Source organism: Clostridium sp. OM05-6BH, from assembly GCF_003481635.1.
Lineage (GTDB): Bacteria > Bacillota > Clostridia > Lachnospirales > Lachnospiraceae > Butyribacter.
In genome coordinates, this window is record NZ_QULH01000001.1 from 415777 (window position 1) to 440690 (window position 24914).

A 24914-nucleotide genomic window follows, 5' to 3' on the forward strand; every position below is an offset into this window, starting at 1 on the left:
GATCCTGCCTGTCCTGCTAATACTGCTAAATTCATTTTGTTTCCTCCTGTAATTGTTCTAATTTTTGCTTTTTATATTGTGCGTAACACCCTTTTTCAATGGCATCACGTATTTCTTCCATCATTGTGTTATAAAAATACAAATTATGCGTTACCATAAGACGAAGTCCAAGCATTTCCTTTGCCTTAAGCAGATGGCGGATATACGCTCTGCTATAGTGCTTGCATACCGGACAATCGCATGTTTCATCCAATGGTCTGTCATCTAATTCATATTTGGCATTTAACAGATTCATCTTTCCATGATTTGTGTATGCATGTCCATGACGACCGTTACGCGCCGGATACACACAATCAAAAAAGTCAACGCCACGCTCTACTGCCTCTAAAATATTAGCAGGAGTCCCGACACCCATCAAATATGTCGGTTTATTTTCCGGAAGATATGGTACCGTCTCATCCAAGATGCGATACATCTCTTCGTGCGATTCTCCGACTGCTAATCCACCTAATGCGTAGCCATCCAGATCCATCTCCGAAATACGTTTTGCATGTTCAATACGAATATCCTGAAATGTTCCACCTTGGTTAATACCAAATAACATCTGATTCGGATTGATCGTATCCGGCAAAGCATTCAACCTTGCCATCTCTTTCTTGCAGCGTTCCAGCCAGCGTGTTGTGCGATCCACAGAATCCTGCATATACTTTCTTGTTGCCGGATGTGGCGGGCACTCATCAAATGCCATGGCTATCGTTGACGCTATATTAGACTGAATCTGCATACTCTCTTCCGGGCCCATAAATATCTTGTGTCCATCAATATGTGAATTGAAATACACGCCTTCTTCTTTGATCTTACGCAATCCCGCCAAAGAAAACACCTGAAATCCACCGGAATCTGTCAAGATCGGCTTATCCCATGCCACAAAATGATGCAATCCTCCCAGTTGGCGAATAATCTTATCGCCAGGGCGAACATGCAGATGATATGTGTTACACAGCATCACTTGTGTCTTAAGATGCTGCATATCTGTAGTCGCAACTGCACCTTTCATCGCACCAACCGTTCCAACATTCATAAAAACAGGTGTCTGTATTGTTCCATGCACTGTCTCAAGCTGTGCACGTTTTGCTCTTCCATCTTTTGCTAATATCTTATACATCGTACTAATTTCTATCCTTTAACTAAATATTGCCTGCTAAAAATCTCCTCGAATCAACTTTAAAGCAATCACGATCAATGCAATCGGCACTAAGATCACCAACGCAAAGCGGAGCAAAAAAACTAGCAATATCATAAAAACTACAATTCCTGCACCTATGATAAGATAACGAAATAGTTTCGAAATACCATTCTCCGTCTCATGCCCATAAGTTTCTCCATAAGTCTGGCTGTATTCACTGCGCGCCTGATCCATATATTGATTTGCATCAGATCCTTTAGATGCCATATATGCATCGATCAGGGACTTTGCAATAAGACGGGGATCTCCCAGCTCTTCACAAACCTCTTTGTCACTGTGTTCGCTCTGTGCAAAATAATCCCGATAATACCGAAGATTAGCTTCCACATCCTCTTTCGGCATATTTCCTTCCAAACTCTCACGTAATATAGACAAAAATTCTGCTCGATTCACACTAATCCTCATTTCTACTCTACATGAATCTGTATCGTGTTATAGTGTCACTGCTTTTCTAAAAATACACCGGCACTTTACTCCGTATAGTGGAAAACAGGAAACAATTCTGTCTCTTGTGCCACAAAATTGTTTCCTGCTTCTATGCTATACAATACCTCTTCACGTACAATTACGACAGTATCATTACTCAGCCTTACCTACAGATCCGAACAATTCCATCTTCTCTTTAACGGTAGCCTTGATTGCCTCAGCACCCGGTGCAAGAAGCTTACGAGGATCAAATCCTTTACCCTGAAGGTCTTTACCCTCTTCGATATATTTACGAGTAGCTTCCTGGAATGCCAACTGGCACTCTGTATTTACATTAATCTTAGCAACACCCAAAGAGATTGCTTTCTTGATCATGTCTGCCGGAATACCTGTACCACCGTGCAATACTAATGGCATATCTCCTGTCTTGGCCTGGATCGCATCCAATGTCTCGAAACTTAATCCTGCCCAGTTTTCCGGATATTTACCATGGATATTACCGATACCTGCTGCAAGCATTGTAACACCAAGATCCGCAATCGCCTTGCACTCATCTGGATCTGCACACTCACCTGCACCTATAACACCATCTTCTTCACCACCGATAGAACCTACCTCGGCTTCCAAAGAAAGACCTAAGATACCACATGCATTAACAAGCTCTGTTGTCTTAGCGATGTTCTCCTCGATCGGAAGACTAGATCCGTCAAACATGATGGATGAGAATCCTGCATTAATACATGCCTTTGCTCCTTCATATGAACCATGATCCAAATGAAGTGCTACAGGAACAGTGATTCCAAGCTCTTCAATCATACCATTTACCATACCAACAATTGTCTTGTAACCGCACATATACTTTCCTGCGCCCTCAGACACACCTAAAATAACAGGGGACTTTAATTCCTGTGCTGTCAAAAGAATAGACTTTGTCCACTCCAGATTGTTGATGTTGAACTGACCTACTGCATACTTGCCAGCTTTTGCTTTGGTAAGCATCTCTTTTGCTGATACTAACATAACTTTTCCCTCCATCTTTTGATTCTCTTCCACTGTGGAAGAATAGATTTCTGCAAACCTGCATTTTATGCCACTTTGCAGAGTTAGTTTTCAAAAACCATGCCTATTATACCCTATTTCCCTAAAAAAAGAAATAAAAAATGTATAAATTTTTCATTTCCTTTGCTATTTCAAAGGATTCCAATGTTTTTTGCCTAAAATAATGCCTTGATCTCATCCATCCGGTTCATTGCCATATCATACCCCATTTGGTATGAACGACGCAGTACATCCGTATCTTTTTCAAAGCTGTTAAGCGGTTCTGACGGGCGGATCAATACGGCATTGCCTTCCTCCTGCATCTTTTCACATATTTGTACCGATTCATTATATGTCTTGTAGCGATGCAATAAATTATCTGCGATTGCCGGATATCGTCTGCGCAGCACTCCCGCTGCGAAGCGATCCGATCTGCCACACGCTTTACGATAACCTTCCGGTCTGGTTAAAACGATCAAAGCTTTGTGATGTCCGTCTCTCTGTAGTCGACGGATCGGCACGGGATCAGATACACCGCCATCATAATATGCTCCCCCTCCAATATGCACCGCTTGGAAATACACCGGCAGCGCACAACTGGCACAAAACACATCAAATCGATCATCTACGTCTTCTTTATGAAAATAATGTGGTTTGCCGGTATTGGCATCCGTTGTTACCACAACATAATCTCCGGCATAATTCTGAAAGGTATCCATATCAAATGGGAACAAAACATTGGGCATTTTTCGAAAAACAAAATCCACGCCAAACAAACTATGCTCTTTCTTAAAATAATTTCGCAATCCCATATAACGTTTATCATTACGATACCGCAGCAGCATATTCAGATTGCGTTCCTTCTGTCGCGAAATATAACTGGCGGAATCTGCAGCTCCCGCCGACACGCCAATGCAATACGGAAACATTACATCCTGGTCCAATAATGCGTCCATCACTCCACAGCTAAAAATTGCTCGAAATGAGCCACCTTCAAATAACACTCCGGGCATAATTTTGCCTCCCTTTCTATCACAGTCAGATCAATGTTCTAATTCATCCAAAGTCTTATAATACTCCGGCAAAAACGCCTCACAGAACACCGTCACCTCCGGCATATTCATTTGCTGCAGGGATTCGTAAGTTGCCTGCTTCGCACTGCGAAACTCCTGATTACCGGTCTTTTCTTCCTCTATGCATTTGATCAACGCTGATAATTTATCGGCAGCTTTCACATAACGATACTCTTCCGGCGTAATCTGTTCCGGCAGGAAATACGACTCATATTCCGCTCTCAGATCTTCCGGCAGCATTTCCAGCAAACGTTGTGCTGCTGAATCTTCAATCGCCTTGTATGCTTCTTTAAGTTCATCATTGGCATACTTAACCGGAGTCGGCATATCTCCGGTAATGATCTCCGTACAATCATGATACATTCCTAACATTGCAAGACGTTCCGGCGAAAGATCCTTTCCAAACCGTTTCCGGCCGATAATCCCTAAACCATGTGCAAGCATAGCAACTTCCAGCGAATGCTCGCATATATTCTCCGACACCGAATTGCGCATCAATGCCCAACGCTCTATATATTTCATTCGTGCCATCATTGCAAAAAAACCTTTGTGATCATTCATAACCCATCCTCATTTCTGTTTATCAAGCATCTTTTTAATATATACTCCGGTATACGAATTCGGATTATCCGCTACTTTCTCCGGCGTCCCCGTAGCAATGACGGTTCCACCTTTGTCGCCACCTTCCGGTCCCAGATCAATAATATAATCCGCTGTCTTGATCACGTCAAGATTGTGTTCGATCACGATCACCGTATTGCCACTTTCTGCCAGCCGATGCAAAATGCTGATCAAGCGATCCACATCCGCAAAATGTAGTCCTGTCGTCGGCTCATCCAAAATGTAAACTGTTTTACCGGTACTGCGCCGGCTAAGTTCCGTTGCAAGCTTTATTCGCTGTGCTTCTCCACCGGATAGCGTTGTCGAAGGCTGGCCAAGTTTGACATAAGATAAACCGACATCATGCAGTGTCTCTATCTTGCGACGGATAGATGGTATCGCCTCGAAAAATGGAAGTGCCTCATCCACTGTCATATCAAGCACATCAAAAATGCTCTTACCTTTATACTTGACATCCAGCGTCTCACGGTTGTATCGTTTGCCTTCACATACCTCACATGGAACATAAATATCCGGCAAGAAATTCATCTCTATCTTAACAATTCCATCGCCGCCACATGCCTCACATCGTCCGCCTTTCACATTAAAGCTGAAACGACCTTTCTTGTAACCCTTTGCCTTAGCATCCGGCGTGGAGGCGAAAAGATCACGGATCATGTCAAACACCCCAGTATACGTTGCCGGATTTGAACGTGGTGTCCGACCGATCGGCGACTGATCAATATCAATTACCTTGTCCAATTGCTCCAGTCCTTTGATCGACTTATGCTTGCCGGGGATGCATCTCGCACGATTAAGCTGCTTTGCCAGGCTCTTATATAATACTTCATTGACCAACGAACTCTTACCGGAACCTGATACGCCTGTCACACAGGTCATCACTCCAACCGGAAACTTCACGTTGACATTTTTGAGATTATTCTCCGCTGCGCCCCGCACCTCAACCCAGCCTGCCGGCTTGCGGCGTTTTGATGGAATTGCGATCTGCTTTCGACCACTAAGATATGCTCCCGTCAAAGAGTCTTCGTTCTGCATGATCTCCTGTGCTGTTCCCTGTGCCACAACTTCACCGCCAAACGCTCCCGCTCCGGGGCCAATATCAACAATATGATCTGCTGCCAGCATTGTGTCCTCATCATGCTCGACCACGATCAATGTATTACCCAGATCACGTAATTTTAATAAAGTTTTTAAGAGTTTGTCATTATCTCTTTGATGAAGTCCTATACTTGGTTCATCCAAAATATAAGCTACTCCGACCAAGCCGGAACCAATCTGTGTTGCCAAACGGATACGCTGCGCCTCACCTCCGGACAACGTACCCGCATTGCGGGCCAAACTCAGATAATCCAATCCGACATCCATCAAAAAGCCAACTCGTGCATGTATTTCTCGAAGCACCAGCTCCCCTATCGTCTGCTGTCTCTTCGTTAATGTCAGGGACTGCATAAACTGCTGCAGATCACGGATTGACATTTCTGTCATCTCTGCAATATTTTTATCTCCTACCGTCACAGCCAGCGAAGACTCTTTCAATCGCTTGCCATGACATGTCTCACAAGGAGTGATCCGCATAAAGCTCTCATATTCCCGACGTGTCGTCTCGGAATGAGTCTCTCGATACCGTCTTTGCACATTTTTGATCACGCCCTCAAATGCTACATCATATACTCCGATCCCCCGTTGACCGCGATAATGCACCTGTACCACTCTGCCATCCGTGCCATGCATGATCATATGACGAATCTCCGGCGACAGCTCACCATATGGTGTATTCAGATCAAAATCATACGACTTTGCCAATGCTTCCAGCGTACATCTTGTATAACTTCCCGGATCCTTAGAAGACTGCCAGCCGATCACCACGATTGCCCCATCTGCCAGGCTTACCGATGGATCCGGCACAAACAATTCCTCCGCAAACTCCATCTTATAGCCAATACCGGCACAGGTTTCACATGCACCAAACGGGTTGTTGAACGAAAAACTGCGCGGTTCAATCTCTTCTATACTGATACCACAGTCTGCACAGGAAAAGCTCTGACTGAAATTAATCTGACGATCCCCGGGAATATCTACGATCAAGAGTCCATCCGACAGGCGCATAACACTCTCGATCGAGTCAGCCAGACGCTTTTCAATCCCCTCGCGAACGACAAGACGATCTACTAAAATTTCAATATTGTGCTTTTTATTCTTCTCTAATTTGATCTCTTCGGAAAGATCATAAATATGTCCATCCACAACAACGCGCACATAACCGCTCTTTTTGGCTGAAGCAAATACTTTTGCATGTTCACCTTTGCGTCCACGCACAACAGGCGCAAGAAGCTGCAGCCTCGTTCCCTGCGGATATGTCATGATCTCATCCACGATCTGGTCGACCGTCTGACGCTTGATCTCCTGGCCACACTTTGGACAGTGCGGAATACCAATACGTGCATAAAGCAGGCGAAAATAATCATATATTTCTGTCACGGTTCCAACCGTAGAACGCGGATTGCGATTGGTCGACTTCTGGTCGATCGAAATTGCCGGCGACAGTCCTTCTATGCTTTCTACATTCGGTTTTTCCATCCGACCCAAGAACATTCTGGCATATGAAGATAACGACTCCATATAACGTCTCTGCCCTTCCGCATAGATCGTATCAAAAGCCAGCGATGATTTGCCGGATCCGCTAAGCCCGGTCAAAACAACAAACTCATCGCGTGGTATATCAATATCAATCCCTTTGAGATTATGTTCTCTGGCTCCTCGTATTTTTATATATTTGGTCAATTCATCATGTTTACCCATAGGTTATCTCCATTTCTGTAATACTTGCCCACTGTGATTGTAAAGTATAACACAATCCGCTCCCTAAAACAAGTACATATGTTCGATATCATATCAAGGCTCATCTATATTGTGCACCAGACGCATAAAATTATTCACAGTTATAACGGAAATACTGGTTTTTGTTGCTTTTTCCCTTGAGATAGCATTTTATTTGTAATATAATAACAGTAATAATGTACAACTAGCGATAGCAAGAGGAGGTACACGTAGTTTTGCAAGAAAATACTACAAAAATCATTGGGGTTTGCGTGGCTGATATTAGTACTGATTATAATGATCGTTTCTTTGAGGCATTTAAGAGGCTCGCTCATGAGTTTCACTTCAAAGTCCTCTTTTTCAGTGCATTCAGCCCGCTATATTGGGATCAGAAACATGACATCGGTGAGGGAAACATTTACCAATTGATCGATACCGATGTATTAGACGGACTGATCATGTTGACGATCACGATCAAAAATGAGCTCGTTCGTGAATCCATTATCGAACATGCCAAAAAGCGAGATATTCCGGTAATATCCATTGAGTATCCGTTGGAGGGAAGCCTAAGCATTATTTACGAATATAAATCCACGATACGTAAGCTGCTATCCCATCTGATCGATGACCATGGATACCGTCGCATTAATTTTATTGCCGGACAGAAAGATAACCTTTTCTCCGAGGAACGTTTACAAGTATATCGTGATGTACTTACCGAACATCAGATTCCGGTCGAGGAAGCACGGATCGGCTACGGCGATTTTTGGTATGGTCCAACACACACTGTCGTCCAATCCTTTATCGACAGTGATCTTCCAATGCCGGAAGCAATCGTCTGTGCCAACGACAGTATGGCGATCGCTGCCATACAATATTTGACCGATCATGGATACAATGTTCCCGAAGACGTTGCTGTCACCGGTTTTGATGGAATTGAGGAAGCTCTGGATTTTTATCCACCGATCACAACGGTTCGTTACGATATTGATGCAACGATTTCCAGAACATTTCGTATTATGAGAAATTTGTTACAGGGCAAGGAAATTGATGAACCTTTAGAGATTGTTTCGGAGATTGTCTATGGTTCCTCTTGTGGCTGCCAAAGCAACAAGCAGAATTCCATGACAAAATATAATAACAGAACGCACAAACTGCATTCTCGGTTAAATGATCACCGTCATTTCAGCGAGACCCAGATCTACATGGCTGCCGATCTTACCGATAACGATTCTTTCTTTGGTGTATTTAACAACCTGATGCAGTACGCTGATGAGTTCCGCAGCAATAAGTTTTGGCTTTGTATCGTTGACGACTTTTTGGTTGAGCAGGAAGAGTTATCCGATATTATCGACAAAGCAAATTTTCATCGAAGCGGTTACTCCGACAAGATGAATATCATGTTGTCTCGCATTAACGGCGAATGGCAGGGGCTGATCGATTTTAATACTTCTGCATTACTGCCAAACCTATCCACAATATTGAAAGACGAGGACGCATTAATGTTTTGTCCGCTCCATGTATTGGATATGACGATTGGTTACGTTGTGTTGGCTTATGACAGCGAAATGATGAATATGGAATATCTGTATCAATTTTTAATGAACATAAGCAACGCCTTAGAAAATACAAAAACACATCAACGCCAACAAAACATTATCTCCTCATTGGAGAACAAATATATCCACGATCCAATGACCGGCTTATTTAATCGCCGTGGTTTCTACCAACGCGTACAGCCGCTATTTGAACAATGCGCAAAGACCAATACACCTTTCGTTCTTGTATCCGCTGACCTAAACGGTCTCAAAACCATAAACGATACATACGGACACGCCGATGGTGATATTGCGATTTCTACGGTAGGGCAGGCGTTAGCACAGGAATCTTCGGCAAATGCTACATGCGCTCGTTTTGGCGGCGATGAATTTGTAGCCGCTTGGGCTTGTAACTCATCTTCTAGTGAAGAAGAAGCTGCTTTCCGTAAACGCATACAAAACTATTTGGATGAATTTAATGCCTCATCCGGCAAACCGTATACGATCAGCAGCAGTCTCGGCATTGTCGTGGCAGTCCCATCGGAGGACATCACATTGGATGAATTTATTAAAGTCACGGATGAAAAAATGTACGAAGAGAAAGTAAAATATCATCAAACGCACAAACGTTAAAATGCATGAATAATTTCATTAATGGAAAGCCTATAAGTGCTTTCCATTAATTGTTTAGGAGGATTTCCAAAATGATAAAAGTATATGATTATTATCAAGAAGAAAATAAAGCTTTGGAAGAACGTTTTACATTGGCAAGTGAGCGTATTTACGAGATTCAAAACGAAGCAGAACTGTGTGCTCCATATGCATCGTATGTCACAATGGTTGCATCCTTTCTATCCGAAATCACGGACACATGGAATTGTGTTGCCACCGGCAGCGTATATCATATGCCATTAGAACAATTACAGCAGTTAAACCACTCTTTATATGCTGATATTCTTCCGGAACATTACGCAGAGAGTTACGCGAATCCTGACTATGCCTGCAACGTATTTGGTCTGGAAATGGGACAGCTTCTATGTGCGCTATATGCGGAAATGCGAGGCTGTATCGCTTATGTATTTGAGCAGCATTTGCAGTACGTGACAATGGCGATGGAATTATTTTTGGAAGTATACTCTATCTTAGAACAGGAGGACCCCTCCGCAGAAGAAATTCGTCATGCACTATATTATTACTGCTTTGATTACGCAGATATTACCATTGCAGACCGTACCCGTTCGCTGTTAGATCCACGCATGGCATTTGCCAAAAATATTATAATGCAGGCAGACTTAACCGATCTGCGCTATCTATATTATTTTGGGGAATATATTTCCGAAAATGAACTGGAAACCGCCCGTCACTTAAACACACTTTCTCAAGCAAAAATTCAGGCAATGGCGGCCACATATACAGAGGGATTCCGCAAAGGATTTGAATTATATAACATTGATCTGTCCGCAAAGAAAACCGTCAATATCCGTTTCAGCTTAGGATTCGAACAGATCGTTCGCGCCGCCATCCGGCAATTTGCGCAAATGGATCTTGATTGCTGTATTTATCGTGCCGGCGTCAGCATGACGACACGCTCGGCCAGAGGTCGCATCGGATACTTCGGTGCCTCAGCCAACAAACAATATGACTACGATCACCGTATGGATAATGCGCTGATCTTTGACAAGGCATATGCAGACCGCTGTCTCACAGAGCAGCGCAGCGCCTATCAGGATATGAAAGATCTCGCAGCCACCTATGCCGGTCCTGCCGTGATCGAGACATTTGGAGAACATCCTTTTATCCCTGAAAACAAATCAACAACTCCAAAGGACAGCGACAAACAGCGCAGCAAACGACTTGACTATCAAGCCGCTTCCACTGAATTAACCAATGAATTTATTCCGGGAGATCAAGTCAGTTTTACGATCATCGCATTTCCTGTCCCAGAAATCGGACAGAACTTCACTGATATTTTTGATGCCACGATCCGCGTGAACACACTGGATCAGGAACGTTATGAACAGATTCAGACAACGATCATTGAAGCATTAGATTCGGGAGAAAGCGTTACAGTTACCGGTCGCAACGGCAACCATACCAACATTACCGTAGCATTAACACCAATGACAGATCCGGCACGACAAACCCGTTTTGAAAACTGCTTGGCAGATGTCAATATACCACTTGGTGAAGTGTTTACCTCTCCTAAGCTAAAAGGGACCAATGGTATTCTTCACGTGACCAAAAGCTTTCTAAATGGTCTGAAATATGAAAATATCTGTCTTACATTCCAAGATGGAGTCGTTACCGATTATGAATGCAGCAATTATGATTCAGAAAAACAGAACAAAAAATATATTTTTGAAAATCTGTTATTCCAACACAAAACACTTCCTATGGGAGAATTTGCTATCGGAACCAACACGACCGCTTATGCCATGGGACAGCAGTTTGGTATTTCCCATCTGCTGCCGATCCTCATTGAAGAAAAGACCGGACCACATTTTGCAATTGGTGATACTTGCTTCTCTCACGAAGAGGAACTACGCACTTACAACCCGGACGGAAAGGAAATGATCGCCAAAGAAAACGACTATTCCCTACTACGTCACACCGACAGCCGACATGCTTATTTCGGATGCCACACAGATATTACGATCCCATATCATGAACTGGGCGACATTATCGTCAATGGCAGAGACGGTCGTGAAATACCCATTATAAAAGAAGGACGATTTGTACTTCCTGGAACAGAGGCTCTTAATGAGCCTTTGCGTTAGCCTTACACACATCAGCCAGACAGCACCGTTCACAATGCGGTGTTGTTCTCGCTGTGCAGACATCTCGTCCATGACAGACAAATCTATGACAAAGGGCACTTCCCTCCTCTGGTGGAATGATCTTCCACAATGCCATTTCAACTTTCTTTGGATCTTTGATCCCATCCACCAATCCAATTCGATTTACCAATCGAATACAATGTGTATCGGTGACGATAGCCGGCTTGCCAAACACATCTCCCATGATCAGATTTGCACTTTTGCGGCCCACACCGGGCAGACGCAGTAGGGCATCAAAATCCTCTGGAACTTTGCTTTCATACTCATCTCGAAGCATCTTCATACAAGCGTTAATATCTCTTGCCTTACTCTTACCCAAGCCACAGGGACGCACAATTTCCTCAATCTCCTCAGCCGTTGCCGCTGCTAACGCATCAATATCCGGATACTTTTCATATAATTTAGGAACGATCTGATTGACCCTCGCATCCGTACACTGTGCCGCTAACCGCACGCTGACTAACAATTTCCATGCCTCTTCATATTCCAAGGTACAGTCTGCATCCGGATAGGCTTCCCGCAATCGTTCTATTACTATTAAGGCTCTCTGTTTCTTTGTCATGTTATCCTTTTCCTTTCTCTTGTCGTATCGACTTCCATTGCTCATTGGTGATCTCATGCTCGCTATACCGTGCCTCCTCATAAAGGCCGGTAAGTGCTGTTAACGACATTGTTCCGGCATCCTCCGCCTTATGTGCTAACTGTCTGGCAGTATCTGTACTTCGCACTTTATCCTGTAGGCTGTTCACGATCCGTCTGCGAAACAAATGCCGCACTTTCTCACGATTAGTACGAAAAACTTTTCGTTTTAGTTTTGTCCAAAAAGAATCTTCCTCTTCCACTTCTACAATCTCATCCGGTATCATAAGCTTTGGTGACTGCGCTGCGGTTATTTTCTCCTGTCGGCGAAATAACTTAAGGAACAATTCTTTTGCCGCAAAACCAAGCAGAATAATAAATGGCAGTGCACCTAACAACAATACGATCGGATGATCAAACTGCGACAGATCCGTCACTGCAGGAGCCGCTGTCTCCGTAATCTCTTCCGCCTGATCTGCCACATTCTCCGGTGATACCTTCCACAAGCTTGCGATAAAATGTACTAGAGCAACGATCATCTGTACTACTTTTCGGACAGCATATTGTACATATCTGCCAAAGGGTATTCCCATTTTAACATCCCTCAAGGCAATTGCAAATAGTACACCTAACAAAAATACGCCAAGCACCCTCACGACCATTTTCGAACTGCCGTCAAATATCATATGCTTAGTACTATCCGAAGCATCGCTTTGTTCTCTCAGGTAATCATTGAGCCGCTCCAAATAGCCACACCACATATGGAGTATCAACAGGACGGCTCCCAAAATCACTGCCAAAAGTCGAAAACGTGAATTCTCTAAGAATGTTCCCAACAAAAATATAAATACAACTTCTACCGCCAAATACCATTTCCCGGTATAACTGAAATGCTCTCTGTGTATCCGCCACCATTTGATCGAAACAGCCATATTCCATAAAACGATCGACATATAAAGGACAGTGATATCTTTTGCCATCTGCGCCGATCTGCCAAGCAATCCATAAAGGAAGATAATTTCTAACAAGTGTCCCATTATAAGGACAATAGCACCGGTATATTCCTGATACTTTGCTCCATTTGTTCGGGTGTCCACATTTCTTTGCACCAAGAGTTCTATTCTTTGCAAAGCATACGTAAATCCATACAAAAACGGCACTGCAAGCATCCCCAGTATATCCTCCGTCGCTGTCCGCTTCGTATACAATAACACAGCCATATATATTCCGCACCAACCAATCATTTCCATGAGCAACACAAAAAAATCTTCCAGATAACGGTATCTTTGCTCTGGTGATCTCCACAGCTTTTGCAATTTTGTCGTTTTAAGATCATTTTGCTCCGTAAAGCGGTCCATATCCGTCATACGCTCTCATACCTCCACACAAAATTGTATATCTATCCGCTAGTTTCTTTCTAACATCTTGCACCAAATCCTCACCTATATCATATATTCCACGCTAGTGCACCCGCCGGTATCTGTACCTCCTCGCCCGCTATTTGCGGTACGATCAGCAATACTTCCGCTGCTTTGCTTTGTAGTAATGTAACCGCTTCCAAAATGTCCCTGACAGGTCTTGTCGTGATACATACATATTGCCTGCTCTGTCTGCAGTTCGGTGTGATCTGCCTGATCATCCGCGCAAAATCTGCACTGTCTTTCGCAAGATCAATACCTGCCAACCTGCGGTTTAATGCTGTGATCGCTGCGATTCCCTGGCATTGTTCCAACACGATCTCCTCGTCGGTATCTTCCCTGCCATTGGTACGAAAGCTGACTCTCGCTCCTTTGCGCAAATAATAGTCTGCTAACGTTGAGGCTGCAGAGATCGCCGCCTCCTGCATTTCCTGCCGATAAAAAACAGAATCCGTCTCCACATCTGACAACAGGCAGACATCTCGCGAATAGGTTGACTCAAAACTATTCACTAACAGCTCACCATACTTTGCAGATGCTTTCCAATTAATATGTTTCATCGGATCATACGGCTGATACGGTCTGATTCCCCGAAAATAAAACGGATCTTCCTGATAACTCCGACGTTCCACAATCTCCCCCAATACCTGTTTATTGTGGTTCAATAACTGCTTCATGGATAACTGTCTTGGATATACATAGATCATCGTGTTTTCCGGCAAGACGGCCACATATTTTTTGCTCATAAAAAAATCCTGTGCAGCTATTTGAATCTGCCCTATCGAATATTTTCCGCGACATTGTGGTCGAAACGGCAGCGTACGGGTGATCTGCTTTCGTCCACCTACCATAAATACTTCACTTCGATAGTAATGATCGGTAACGACCGCCTCCGTCTCATCTTGAAACTGCAAACTTTTGTCGGCCTGAAATTTGACTTGTAGTGCAGGCAATGGCATCCTCTTTTTATTTTGAATAATCTGCTTTAAAGTACAGAGTTCTCCCGGATAAACCCCCTGCTCTCCAAACGCCAGCGATACGTGCAGCTTTCGCTTCCAATTTTTATCAAACAATTTTCTCTGTCCAAAAAACAGGACAAATGCAAGAAAAACTGCGATCAGTAATGTCACCTGTGCACCCCTCCTTCCCGTAAAATCATCCTTCCACAATTCTGTATTCTGTGGCTTCTATCTCTGTCTGATAGCTCTATGTCACTATACTTCGCTCTGTGGCTTCCAATATTCTGTTGGCACCTCTACCTGCTCTAATATGCTTTGCAATATCGTTTCTTTCTGCTCCGCACGATACGCAACGATTCTATGACCTAAAACAGGTACACATAACTTTTTCACATCATCCGGTGTCACAAAATCTCTCGCTTCGATTGCTGCATATGCCTGACAGCATCTCAAATATGCCAATGTTCCGCGAGGGTTCACACCCAATGCTATATCGGAATGCTTTCTCGTTGCCTCGACAATATGGGCAATATAACGTCTGACACTTTCATCGACATAAATATGCCGGCAGCCCTCTTGTGCCTGCACAATTTCTGCCGCTGTACATACCGGCTCCAATCGTTCTAACGGGCTATCCTGTATAAAACGATCCATAATATCCAGTTCTTCCATCACAGTCGGAAAGCCCATTTTAAGCTGCATACAGAAACGATCCAACTGTGCCTCCGGCAGTGGATATGTACCCGCCGTTTCAATTGGATTCTGTGTAGCGATCAAAAAAAACGGGCTTTCTAACACTCTTGTCTCGCCATCTACTGTTACCTGTTTTTCTTCCATACATTCCAACAAACTCGACTGCGTTCTCGGTGTTGCACGGTTAATTTCATCTGCCAGCAGCACATTACAAAAGACCGGCCCCGGCACAAATACAAACTGTTCCTCCTTTTGATGATACACATTCTGCCCGGTCAGATCTAGCGGGAGAAGATCCGGCGTAAATTGAATCCGCCCAAACTCCGCATTGATCGATCTTGCTAATGACTTTGCTAACATTGTTTTGCCGGTACCCGGCGTATCCTCCAACAAAATATGTCCCCCTGCGAACAGCCCTGCTATCACCAATTTGATCACATCCTGCTTTCCAATGATCACGCGGCCCATATTTTCCCGAATAGCTCCGGCACACTCTGCAATCTTATCAAATGTCCACACATTTCCATTTTCCATCATAAACATACATTCCTTTCCCATCAAAGAAGAGCAAAACCAGCATGTTACCTTTCGTCACACTCCCCAACCGCAATTTCCAATTCCCCTCTCAATCTTCGCAGACCAACCGTTACCGTCATCCCACATATTGCTTATTATGTCAAAGAATACTAAGAATTTTGCAGCCACAACATAGCGGTTTCTGCCGACAGGGAACTATAGTAATTGCCTTGCCGCATTTACGTTTTTGGTGATTTCTAGATTTTGTTGTCTCTGATGATTGATTTACATGCCCTTCGGAAACTCGAAGTCCCGGAAGCAAGGTAATCCTCATTTTTGAAAGGGACTTTGCGCTCGTCGTTACTTATGTCTCGTACTTCAGAGACATTAAGTAACGTGACGTAGCGCATCGTAGCGAAAGCGTCCCGTCCAAAAATGGATGATACCTTGCTAAACCGGGACATCTCAGACAATCCTTCGGGCATGTATTCATCAGAGACTTAACAAAATAAGAAATCACCCAAAAACTCTGCGTTCTGCAGCAATTATCTTAGTTCGCTGCCGGCAGAACAAGTCAGTCTACTGGCTGCAAAATAGTTTATTTGTTGCTGACATAATAAGCAATATGTGGCTTGTCCATCATTTTGGTCTGCGAAGATTTCGTTTAATAAAAATGCAGCAGAAAAGAACCAGTCTCCCCTGCTGCAAATAAACTTATTCTGTTTTTAGGCCCGTTTCAAAGGTCCAGCTCCATTTGCCAAAGCTTCTGGTAAATGGATTGACGCCTCGTATATCATTATCGAGCAAGATTCCACTATTGGTTGAATGGATTCGCCAGTATTTACTTTTGGAATACGCCCGTATGATTGTTCTTCCACGGTAAGTATATTTGTTTTTACTTACTTTTTTGATGGCTCCTTTTTTCACATATCCCTTTTTTTCAAGAAAATTTTTTACCTTCTTTGCGGAAGAAAACTTTCCATAGTATAAAGCGATATGGGTTGGATTGCCATTTTTGCCATATAACATAACATCCCCAAATTCCAAAGTACTGACAGCCGAATGATTCTGTGTATTACGACCGATCGCACCCTTTGAGCGTGTCTTGTTCCATAAAATTCTGCCGGCCATTGTCTTCTGTCCGGACAAATACGCCACTTTTGATCCCTTCACCCAATCTCTGGTCGTCAATGCCTTCACCTTATAACTTTTGAAAGGCAATGCCGTCTTCGCAGAAACAGATTTCATACGGCCAATCGCAGCACGTACATATCCACTGCAATCACAGCGTATTCCATCTACAACCGCGCCATAGCGTTTTCCTAAAAACCCTTTGGATAACACCTTGCGATAACGTTCCAACTTAATCGTGCCATATGCGTTTGGCTTGGCTGTCGTCGTTGGATGGAATGTCATCGTCGGCGTTTTGGTTACCTGTGCAGATGCCGGCGTCGATGTTGGAACCGCCGTCGGATCCATCTGAGGTATATTCGTCTGCTGTGCAGCCGGCACAGGTGTAACCTCAACCTGCGCCGCACGCACAAACTGTCCTGACGAAACAGCCTGTCCCCATATACTGCTGATCGTCATTGTTACTGCAAATGCTAAGCCCCATACAAATCCCCTCTTATGATCTGTTTTTGCTTGCATAACCTTCTCCTATTACTGCATCTTTGGAAGCTTAGCAAGACTTGCTGCAATCTCTTCATCCGTAGGGATGTAGTCTCCCATCTTACCATCATTAAACTTCTCGTATGCATACATATCAAAATATCCGGTACCGGTAAGACCAAACAAGATTGTCTTCTCCTCTCCGGTTTCTTTGCATTTCAGTGCCTCATCAATTGCAACACGGATCGCGTGACTGCTCTCCGGTGCCGGCAAAATACCTTCAACTTTGGCAAATTTCTCTGCAGCATCAAATACAGAGGTCTGCTCTACACTAACTGCTTCCATCAAACCATCATCATATAACTGTGAAAGTACAGAACTCATGCCATGGTAACGAAGGCCACCTGCATGGTTTGGCGAAGGCATAAAGCTGCTGCCAAGTGTGTACATTTTAGCTAACGGACAGATTGCTCCTGTATCACAGAAATCGTATGCGTATTTACCACGTGTGAGTGATGGACAAGATGCCGGTTCAACTGCGATAAAACGATAATCTTTCTCCCCGCGAAGTTTCTCGCCCATAAATGGTGAGATCAGTCCACCAAGATTCGATCCGCCACCTGCACATCCAATGATGATATCCGGTGTGACATCATATTTATCTAATGCAGCCTTTGTCTCCAAACCAATAATAGACTGATGCAGCAATACCTGTGCCAAAACGGATCCAAGTACATAACGATATCCATCCTGCGTTGTAGCAGCTTCTACTGCCTCAGATATCGCACATCCAAGGCTTCCGTTGGTATCCGGGAACTCTGCTAATATCTTACGTCCTACTTCGGTCGTATTGGATGGTGAAGGAGTTACCGATGCTCCATATGTACGCATAACCTCACGACGGAATGGCTTCTGCTCATAAGATACTTTTACCATATACACCTGACAATCCAAGCCTAAAAATGCACAAGCCATCGACAATGCAGTTCCCCACTGGCCTGCTCCTGTCTCTGTCGTAACACCCTTCAAGCCCTGATTCTTCGCATAATATGCCTGCGCGATTGCTGAATTTAACTTGTGACTTCCCGAAGTATTGTTACCCTCGAATTTATAATAGATCTTAGCCGGCGTCTGCAAAGCACGCTCTAAATGATACGCACGAACTAACGGTGCCGGACGGTACATTTTGTAAAACTGCAGGATCTCCTCTGGAATATCAAAATATGCCGTTGTATCGTCAAGCTCCTGCTTTGCCAGTTCTGTACAAAATACATGGCTAAGCTCTTCTAAAGTGACCGGCTTGCCTGTAGCCGGATTCAAAAGCGGTGCCGGCTTATTCTTCATGTCAGCGCGAACATTGTACCACTGCTTTGGCATCTCATCTTCGTTCAAATAAATCTTGTAAGGTATCTTCTTGTTATCCATGTTACTTAGTTCCTTTCTTCATACTTTTTCTGTCAAAATCACGATGGTTTATCTCCTATCCGGTTCTAAACCATCGTGACCTTAAATCGCTATCTTTGATTATACCACAAATATTGTTTAAGAACAATGCCCCGTAATGATCCACGGTGCCGGCTGCTGCTTAAAGGCATGATTGCTTCCGAGCCGTGATACAGCGATCTGTATCGTATCTACATCGCCAATGCCAAACTTCTCCAAAATCGCTGCCGCACCTGCTGCCACCTGAAAATCCAAGGTGTATATAACAACACGGATCTGTGGATTCAACTTTGTCAGGTATGCCAATTCTTTCTCCATGCTTGCAGATGCCACCATAAATACAAGCGACGGTACCGGACAGTCTTTCATACTCTCTTCATCCACCCGGTCAATGATCGTCACATTCTGCAGACCGAAATGATCTACATTGTCTTCCATCGTGTCTCGGTCCGCACCATTGTACTCAACTGCCACGACCGTTCCCTCTGCTGCGATCAACGCTGTCTCAATGGCAATGCTTTCTCCACCGATAACACAAACATCATCCTGCGTATCCACCATCATTTTATTCAAAATGACGGCACGGATCTCACTGCCGACATAATGGATCGAACCTTTGCGGAACATGTCGTTCCCCATACCGATCTTAGCCGTATTGCGTGCATTAGGATTGACGATCAGCATTCCTGCCGATGCATTGATTCCACGATCGATCATGTCCTTCACTTTTTTGTTGTAAATCTGACCGCTCGGTTCTGAACCCTCGTTATACCAGACATCACATTCCCCCAGTCCGGCATTCCAAAGACGGTAAAAAATATCATTGATTCCTGCATTGGTAAAGATTAACGTCGTTTTGTGTGACTCTACCGTTGGAATCACATTTTTGTTCTTACGCGTAATATCAATGATCTTTACATGCTCCAGATCAATCGTCGTATTTCCTGCATAATACTGCAGCCACGACAAAATGATCTCATTTGTAAACACCTGCTTCTCCATGGTCATACCTCCTCACGTTATCTCGTAATGGTTGTGCATAACGGAGTTTCGAAGAAACTCCTATGATGAGCAATTGCACTCATAGTATCTAAATCATTCATCCTATAAGAATATATACTTACAGATAAATAACACTGCCAACACATACATTAATACTGTATTTTTCTTGTGCTTGCCACAGAGCAGATTAATAACAACATAGGAAATGATACCGATAGAGATACCCTCTGCGATGCTGTACATAAGCGGCATTGCCAAGATTGTCAAATATGCCGGTACTGCTTCTGTCAGATCATTAAAATCAATGTCAACAACGGCTGATAGCATTAAGAATCCTACAAAGATCAATGCCGGAGCTGTTGCAAAACCCGGAACTGCTGTAAATACCGGTGCAAAGAAAATTGCTAATAAGAACATGATCGCTGTCACTGCGGATGCAAGACCGGTACGGCCACCTGCACCAACACCGGCAGAACTCTCAACATATGTTGTCGTTGTAGAAGTTCCGATCACCGCACCTGCACTTGTTGCAATCGCATCTGCCAAAAGCGCCGGCTTAATGTTCGGTAATTTTTCATTCTCATCTAACATGCCTGCCTTGGAAGAAACACCAACAAGTGTTCCTATCGTATCAAACATATCTACGAACAGGAAAGAACATAATACAATAATAAAATTAAGAATACCAACGCCATGGAAATCAGCTTTGAAACACTGTCCAAACGTCTCACCGATCTTGCTGAAATCTGTCATGTGCATGGATGGATATAACGAATAAAATCCTTCCTTTACATTTACCTGATAAATACCAAGAGCCTGACTGAGCATTCCCAAGATCCAAGTTACAAGAATACCGATCAGGATCGCGCCCTTAAAGCCTTTGATATAAAGAATGACTGTGATGATCAAACCGATCAGGGCAAGCACCGCACAGATTCCCTGTGTATGCCAATTGCCGGCAAAATCACAATAGGTAACCAATGTAGAACTATTGGATACTACTAAGTGTGCTCCCTGCAGTCCGATAAATGCAATAAATAATCCGATACCTGCACTTACACCTTTCTTCAAGGTACTTGGTATCGCATTAAAAATAGCTTCTCTGACGTTTGTTAAGGATAGAACTATAAAAACAATACCCTCAACAAATACTGCCATCAATGCCACTTTCCAGGAATACCCCATATTGCCACATACTGTGTATGCAAAATAGGCATTCAATCCCATTCCCGGTGCCAGAGCAAATGGATAGTTTGCTAAAAGTGCCATTGCCATGGTTCCCACAAAAGAAGCCAGACAAGTTGCGATCAGCACGGCTGTGCTGTCCATTCCCGCTGCCGAAAGCATTGTCGGGTTGACTGCCAATATGTACGCCATCGTCATAAAGGTTGTCAATCCTGCGATCACCTCAGTGCGCGCATTTGTGTTGTTCTCTTTCAAATGAAATAGTTTCTCGATCATTTTTACCTCCATAAAATAATATTTCTCTCATTATAACTTTTTTATGGATGTGAAACAATCCCCATTATTTATATTTTAGATTTTTCGTAATCAATAAACATCATAAAGAAACCTAAGAATAATAAGATAGAACTGCACCAAATCGCCTGTTTATGGAATAATTTGATCAATCCATTCCCGAATACAGCACCTAATATAAAGCTGACGATAATGCCATAATACAATCCGGCCTTACCGAGAGAATCTCTATCTTTACTATGGAAATAATTAAATAAATTCTGCGTACCGGTACGCATATTCCCAATACACATTGTAGTCGCAACACCATTTCCATGAATCTTGCGGAAACTTTCCACCTGTATGCCACAAGCAAACGAAGTCAAAGAATTGGCCAGCAGATTAAACGATGTTGGAATGAAACCAACTCCCAATAATATCACTGCTTCCAACAATACTGACATCTGTCTCCAATGCAGTTTTTCAATATTTCTGGTATGTACATATTCAGCTAACGCAATGCCGATCGCAAACGCAACAACAGGAACAAGATAATGTATTGCCAAACGAATATTTCCCTCTGACAGATTAACACCAAACAACAGCATATTGCCGGTTTGCGCATTTGCAAACACCCGATCTCTCACAATATAGGAATACGCATCCATCAGCCCCCCTGACAGTGCTAATAAGATTCCAAGCCGTACTGACTCTGACATTTGTTTAGAATGTTTCATCTACCTCAACGCCTCCTATGCTAAACTCTCACAGCATTATAGAACCGTGCATTTTATCTGTCAAGATGTCCGATTCATGGATTGCAAAACATCTGCATGCTGTTGTACAATAAACACATAACTCAAACTTCCCATACTGGAAGTTATTGTTCGAACCACATATTGTTTATTATGTCAGCAATAAATATGATATTTTGCAGCCGACAAACTGACTTGTTCTGCCGGCAGCGAACTAAGATAATTGCCGCAGAACGCAGAGTTTTTGGGTGATTTCTTATTTTGTTAAGTCTCTGATGAATACATGCCCGAAGGATTGTCTCAGATGTCCCGGTTTAGCAAGGTATCATCCATTTTTGGACGGGACGCTTTCGCTACGATGCGCTACGTCACGTTACTTAATGTCTCTGAAATACGAGACATAAGTAACGACGAGCGCAAAGTCCCTTTCAAAAATGATGATTACCTTGCTTCCGGGACTTTGAGTTTCCGAAGGGCATGTAAATCAATCATCAGAGACAACAAAATCTAGAAATCACCAAAAACGAAAATGCGGCAAGGCAATTACTATAGTTCTCTGACGGCAGAAATCGCTATGTTGTGGCTGCAAAATACTTAGTATTTTTTGACATAATAAACAATATGTGGCTGTGGTAATCTGGGATATGGGAAGTTTGAGTACATAGATAATTGCAGTATTGTGTACCACAAACAGCAGGAGGAATGTGAAAAACATGAAAAATATTATTTTAACAGCAAATGGAACGCAGAAAGCAGCTCTTGTATTAAAGAACGCTTCCATTGTAAACGTATTTACAGAATCCATTGAGGTCGGTGATGTTGCGATCACGGATGGCAAAATTGTCGGCATTGGCCGGTACGAGGGCAAAATTGAAAAAGATATGACCGGACGCTTCGTGTGCCCTGGTTTTATTGATGGACATATCCACTTAGAAAGCTCTATGGTCACCCCTTCGGAATTTGCAAGAGCTGTCATCGCACATGGCACCACCGCCGTGATCACCGATCCACACGAGATTGCCAATGTTGCCGGCTGTGACGGTATTACCTATATGATGCAGGCAACCAAAGATCTCCCTCTGGATGTCTTCTTTATGGTACCGTCCTGCGTACCGGCAACAGACTTAGATGAGTCCGGAGCCTGTCTGAATGCCGATGATATTACACCTTTTTATAATAATCGAAGGGTTCTTGGTCTTGCAGAAATGATGAACGCTTTCGGTGTCAATCAAGCCGATGGATCTGTCTTATCCAAGATCAAAACAACATTAGAACATGACCGTATTGTCGACGGTCATGCACCATTGCTAACCGGCAAAGAATTAAATGCCTATACAGCCGCAGGGATCCGTTCAGACCACGAATGCTCCAACATTGCAGAAGCCAAAGAAAAACTGTCACGAGGTCAGTGGATCATGATCCGTGAGGGCACCGCTGCCAAAAATCTTCAGGAACTTATGCCGCTATTCGAGGCTCCTTATTATAACCGGATCCTGCTTGTAACGGACGATAAACATCCTTTGGATCTTCTAAATGACGGTCATATTGATGCTATCATCCGCAAAGCAGTTCACTTAGGTGCAGATCCTATTCGTGCCATTAAAGCGGGCAGTTTGAATGCTGCCACGTATTTCGGTTTACGTGATACAGGTGCCATCGCACCGGGTTATGATGCCGACATCGTTGTTTTGAACGATCTTACAGATCTGCATGTACAGGAAGTCTACAAACAGGGAACGCTCATCAGCGAACGCGGGCAAATAACGACGGCTGTAAACAGTAATACGGATTCCATTCCGGAGCGTGTCATCCATTCTTTTCATGTGGAAAAGATTACGCCAGCGCAGCTCGTAATCCCAAAACAGGGTGAGCACATCCGCGTCATCGAATTGCATGCAGGAGAGCTTCTTACCTCCGAACGCACAGCCAGCTGGAATACGGATACCAGCGCAAAAGACTGGGCAGATGGTATCAATCCGGACGATGATATTATAAAAATCGTTGCTATCGAACGCCACAAAAATACCGGACATCTCGGCAAGGGCTTCTTAGGAGGCTATGGTCTCAAAAAAGGCGCAGTTGCGACAAGTATCGGACACGACTCTCATAACTTGGTTGTGGCCGGAACAAACGATACTGATATTGCCATAGCAGCCAATGCAGTGATTGAAGCAGAAGGCGGACTTGCCATTGCCTGTCAGGGTGAACTGAAACATACTTTACCACTGCCGATTGCAGGCCTGATGTCAGATCAGTCTTTAGAACAAGTCAATGCCGAACTGGAAACGATGAAAAAAACACTTCATGACTGGGGCATCCCTATGGATATCGACCCGTTTATGACACTCAGCTTTGTCAGCCTGCCTGTCATTCCGGCATTGCGTCTGAATACGTATGGTCTTATTGATGTCAATTCGCACAAAGTAGTAGACGCCAGCTTTTCATAGACAAACCTACAAGTTTTTCATTAACAAACCTGCAAGCTTTTCATCGGCAAAAGAAATTTTTATTTGACAATCATTCTGTTATGCGTTATACTTGAATGGTTGTTGGGATCTTAGCTCAGCTGGGAGAGCATCTGCCTTACAAGCAGAGGGTCACAGGTTCGAGCCCTGTAGGTCCCATAAGCAGTTATTTTACTGCGATGCCGCAGTGGCGGAACTGGCAGACGCCCAGGACTTAAAATCCTGTGGGTAGTGATACCCGTACCGGTTCGATTCCGGTCTGCGGCATTTTTCATTTTAATTATTTCCTGATATATCGTCTCTGTTTTATACAGAGACGTTTTGTTGTTTTTAAAATCTATTATTTTATTTTTCACTTGCTCAAACTTCGCGGTTTCAATGCTACTGGATTCAAAGAAACCATTTCCTTTCGTGAAATA

The 24914-nt window shown here is 43.5% G+C and carries 18 protein-coding genes and 2 tRNA genes; 5 read left to right on the top strand and 15 right to left on the bottom strand.

Translation table 11 applies throughout. From position 1 onward, the window contains the following. Positions 1 to 31: 31 nt before the first annotated feature. The 6 genes from tgt to uvrA form a co-directional block, all read right to left on the bottom strand. Positions 32 to 1165, bottom strand: a complete 1134-nt coding sequence (gene tgt, locus DXB73_RS01900) for a tRNA guanosine(34) transglycosylase Tgt (protein ID WP_118689960.1) — start codon at positions 1163 to 1165, stop codon at positions 32 to 34. A 36-nt stretch (positions 1166 to 1201) separates the two neighbouring features. Beyond that, entirely contained in the window at positions 1202 to 1639 is a 438-nt protein-coding gene (locus DXB73_RS01905) for a DUF1700 domain-containing protein (RefSeq protein WP_022025069.1), read from the bottom strand. Positions 1640 to 1825: 186 nt separating this feature from the next. Further along, positions 1826 to 2692 carry a class II fructose-1,6-bisphosphate aldolase gene (gene fba, locus DXB73_RS01910; RefSeq protein ID WP_118690045.1) on the bottom strand — a complete coding sequence of 289 codons (867 nt, stop codon included), beginning with the start codon at positions 2690 to 2692 and terminating at the stop codon, positions 1826 to 1828. A 194-nt stretch (positions 2693 to 2886) separates the two neighbouring features. Beyond that, entirely contained in the window at positions 2887 to 3723 is an 837-nt protein-coding gene (locus tag DXB73_RS01915) for a patatin family protein (RefSeq protein WP_118689962.1), read from the bottom strand. 30 nt (positions 3724 to 3753) lie between these two features. Further along, positions 3754 to 4344: a 5'-deoxynucleotidase gene (gene yfbR, locus DXB73_RS01920; protein ID WP_118689963.1), complete on the bottom strand. Its 591-nt coding sequence runs from the start codon at positions 4342 to 4344 to the stop codon at positions 3754 to 3756. Positions 4345 to 4353: 9 nt separating this feature from the next. Beyond that, the gene (gene uvrA / locus DXB73_RS01925) at positions 4354 to 7203 is read right to left on the bottom strand and encodes an excinuclease ABC subunit UvrA (protein WP_118689964.1); all 2850 of its coding nucleotides are present in this window, start codon (positions 7201 to 7203) and stop codon (positions 4354 to 4356) included. Between the two features lie 254 nt (positions 7204 to 7457). Here uvrA and DXB73_RS01930 point away from each other — a divergent pair, with 254 nt between their 5' ends. Both DXB73_RS01930 and DXB73_RS01935 read left to right on the top strand, forming a co-directional pair. Beyond that, complete coding sequence (locus DXB73_RS01930) at positions 7458 to 9392, top strand: GGDEF domain-containing protein (RefSeq protein ID WP_118689965.1); 1935 nt, start codon at positions 7458 to 7460, stop codon at positions 9390 to 9392. A 71-nt stretch (positions 9393 to 9463) separates the two neighbouring features. Next, positions 9464 to 11536, top strand: a complete 2073-nt coding sequence (locus DXB73_RS01935) for an aminopeptidase (RefSeq protein ID WP_118689966.1) — start codon at positions 9464 to 9466, stop codon at positions 11534 to 11536. On the opposite strand, the gene nth is transcribed toward DXB73_RS01935, so the two are convergent. The 9 genes from nth to DXB73_RS01985 form a co-directional block, all read right to left on the bottom strand. Then, positions 11517 to 12158 (bottom strand): endonuclease III, encoded by a 642-nt coding sequence (gene nth, locus DXB73_RS01940; RefSeq protein WP_022025062.1) that lies wholly within the window; start codon positions 12156 to 12158, stop codon positions 11517 to 11519. The two genes, DXB73_RS01935 and nth, sit on opposite strands and share 20 nt — an antisense overlap. 1 nt (position 12159) lies before the next feature. Then, on the bottom strand, positions 12160 to 13542 hold the full coding sequence (locus DXB73_RS01945; RefSeq protein WP_118689967.1) for a DUF4129 domain-containing protein: 1383 nt from the start codon (positions 13540 to 13542) through the stop codon (positions 12160 to 12162). An 80-nt stretch (positions 13543 to 13622) separates the two neighbouring features. Then, positions 13623 to 14723, bottom strand: a complete 1101-nt coding sequence (locus tag DXB73_RS01950; protein ID WP_118689968.1) for a DUF58 domain-containing protein — start codon at positions 14721 to 14723, stop codon at positions 13623 to 13625. An 84-nt stretch (positions 14724 to 14807) separates the two neighbouring features. Next, positions 14808 to 15782, bottom strand: coding sequence for a MoxR family ATPase (locus tag DXB73_RS01955; protein WP_243103968.1), 975 nt, complete (start codon positions 15780 to 15782; stop codon positions 14808 to 14810). A gap of 693 nt (positions 15783 to 16475) precedes the next feature. After that, positions 16476 to 17411: a hypothetical protein gene (locus DXB73_RS01965; protein WP_118689970.1), complete on the bottom strand. Its 936-nt coding sequence runs from the start codon at positions 17409 to 17411 to the stop codon at positions 16476 to 16478. 12 nt (positions 17412 to 17423) lie between these two features. Next, the gene (locus tag DXB73_RS01970) at positions 17424 to 18797 is read right to left on the bottom strand and encodes a TrpB-like pyridoxal phosphate-dependent enzyme (RefSeq protein WP_022025884.1); all 1374 of its coding nucleotides are present in this window, start codon (positions 18795 to 18797) and stop codon (positions 17424 to 17426) included. Positions 18798 to 18914: 117 nt separating this feature from the next. Beyond that, entirely contained in the window at positions 18915 to 19817 is a 903-nt protein-coding gene (locus DXB73_RS01975; protein WP_118689971.1) for a precorrin-6B methylase, read from the bottom strand. Between the two features lie 102 nt (positions 19818 to 19919). Continuing rightward, a complete protein-coding gene (locus DXB73_RS01980) occupies positions 19920 to 21278 on the bottom strand; it encodes an NCS2 family permease (RefSeq protein WP_118507981.1) in 1359 nt (452 codons plus the stop codon). Positions 21279 to 21346: 68 nt separating this feature from the next. After that, positions 21347 to 22012 carry a YoaK family protein gene (locus tag DXB73_RS01985; protein WP_118507982.1) on the bottom strand — a complete coding sequence of 222 codons (666 nt, stop codon included), beginning with the start codon at positions 22010 to 22012 and terminating at the stop codon, positions 21347 to 21349. Between the two features lie 731 nt (positions 22013 to 22743). Here DXB73_RS01985 and ade point away from each other — a divergent pair. The 3 genes from ade to DXB73_RS02005 all read left to right on the top strand — a co-directional run bounded on the left by ade (position 22744) and on the right by DXB73_RS02005 (position 24762). Then, on the top strand, positions 22744 to 24477 hold the full coding sequence (gene ade / locus DXB73_RS01995; protein ID WP_118689973.1) for an adenine deaminase: 1734 nt from the start codon (positions 22744 to 22746) through the stop codon (positions 24475 to 24477). 104 nt (positions 24478 to 24581) lie between these two features. Continuing rightward, positions 24582 to 24654, top strand: a tRNA-Val gene (locus DXB73_RS02000). Between the two features lie 22 nt (positions 24655 to 24676). Then, positions 24677 to 24762, top strand: a tRNA-Leu gene (locus DXB73_RS02005). Positions 24763 to 24914: the final 152 nt, after the last annotated feature.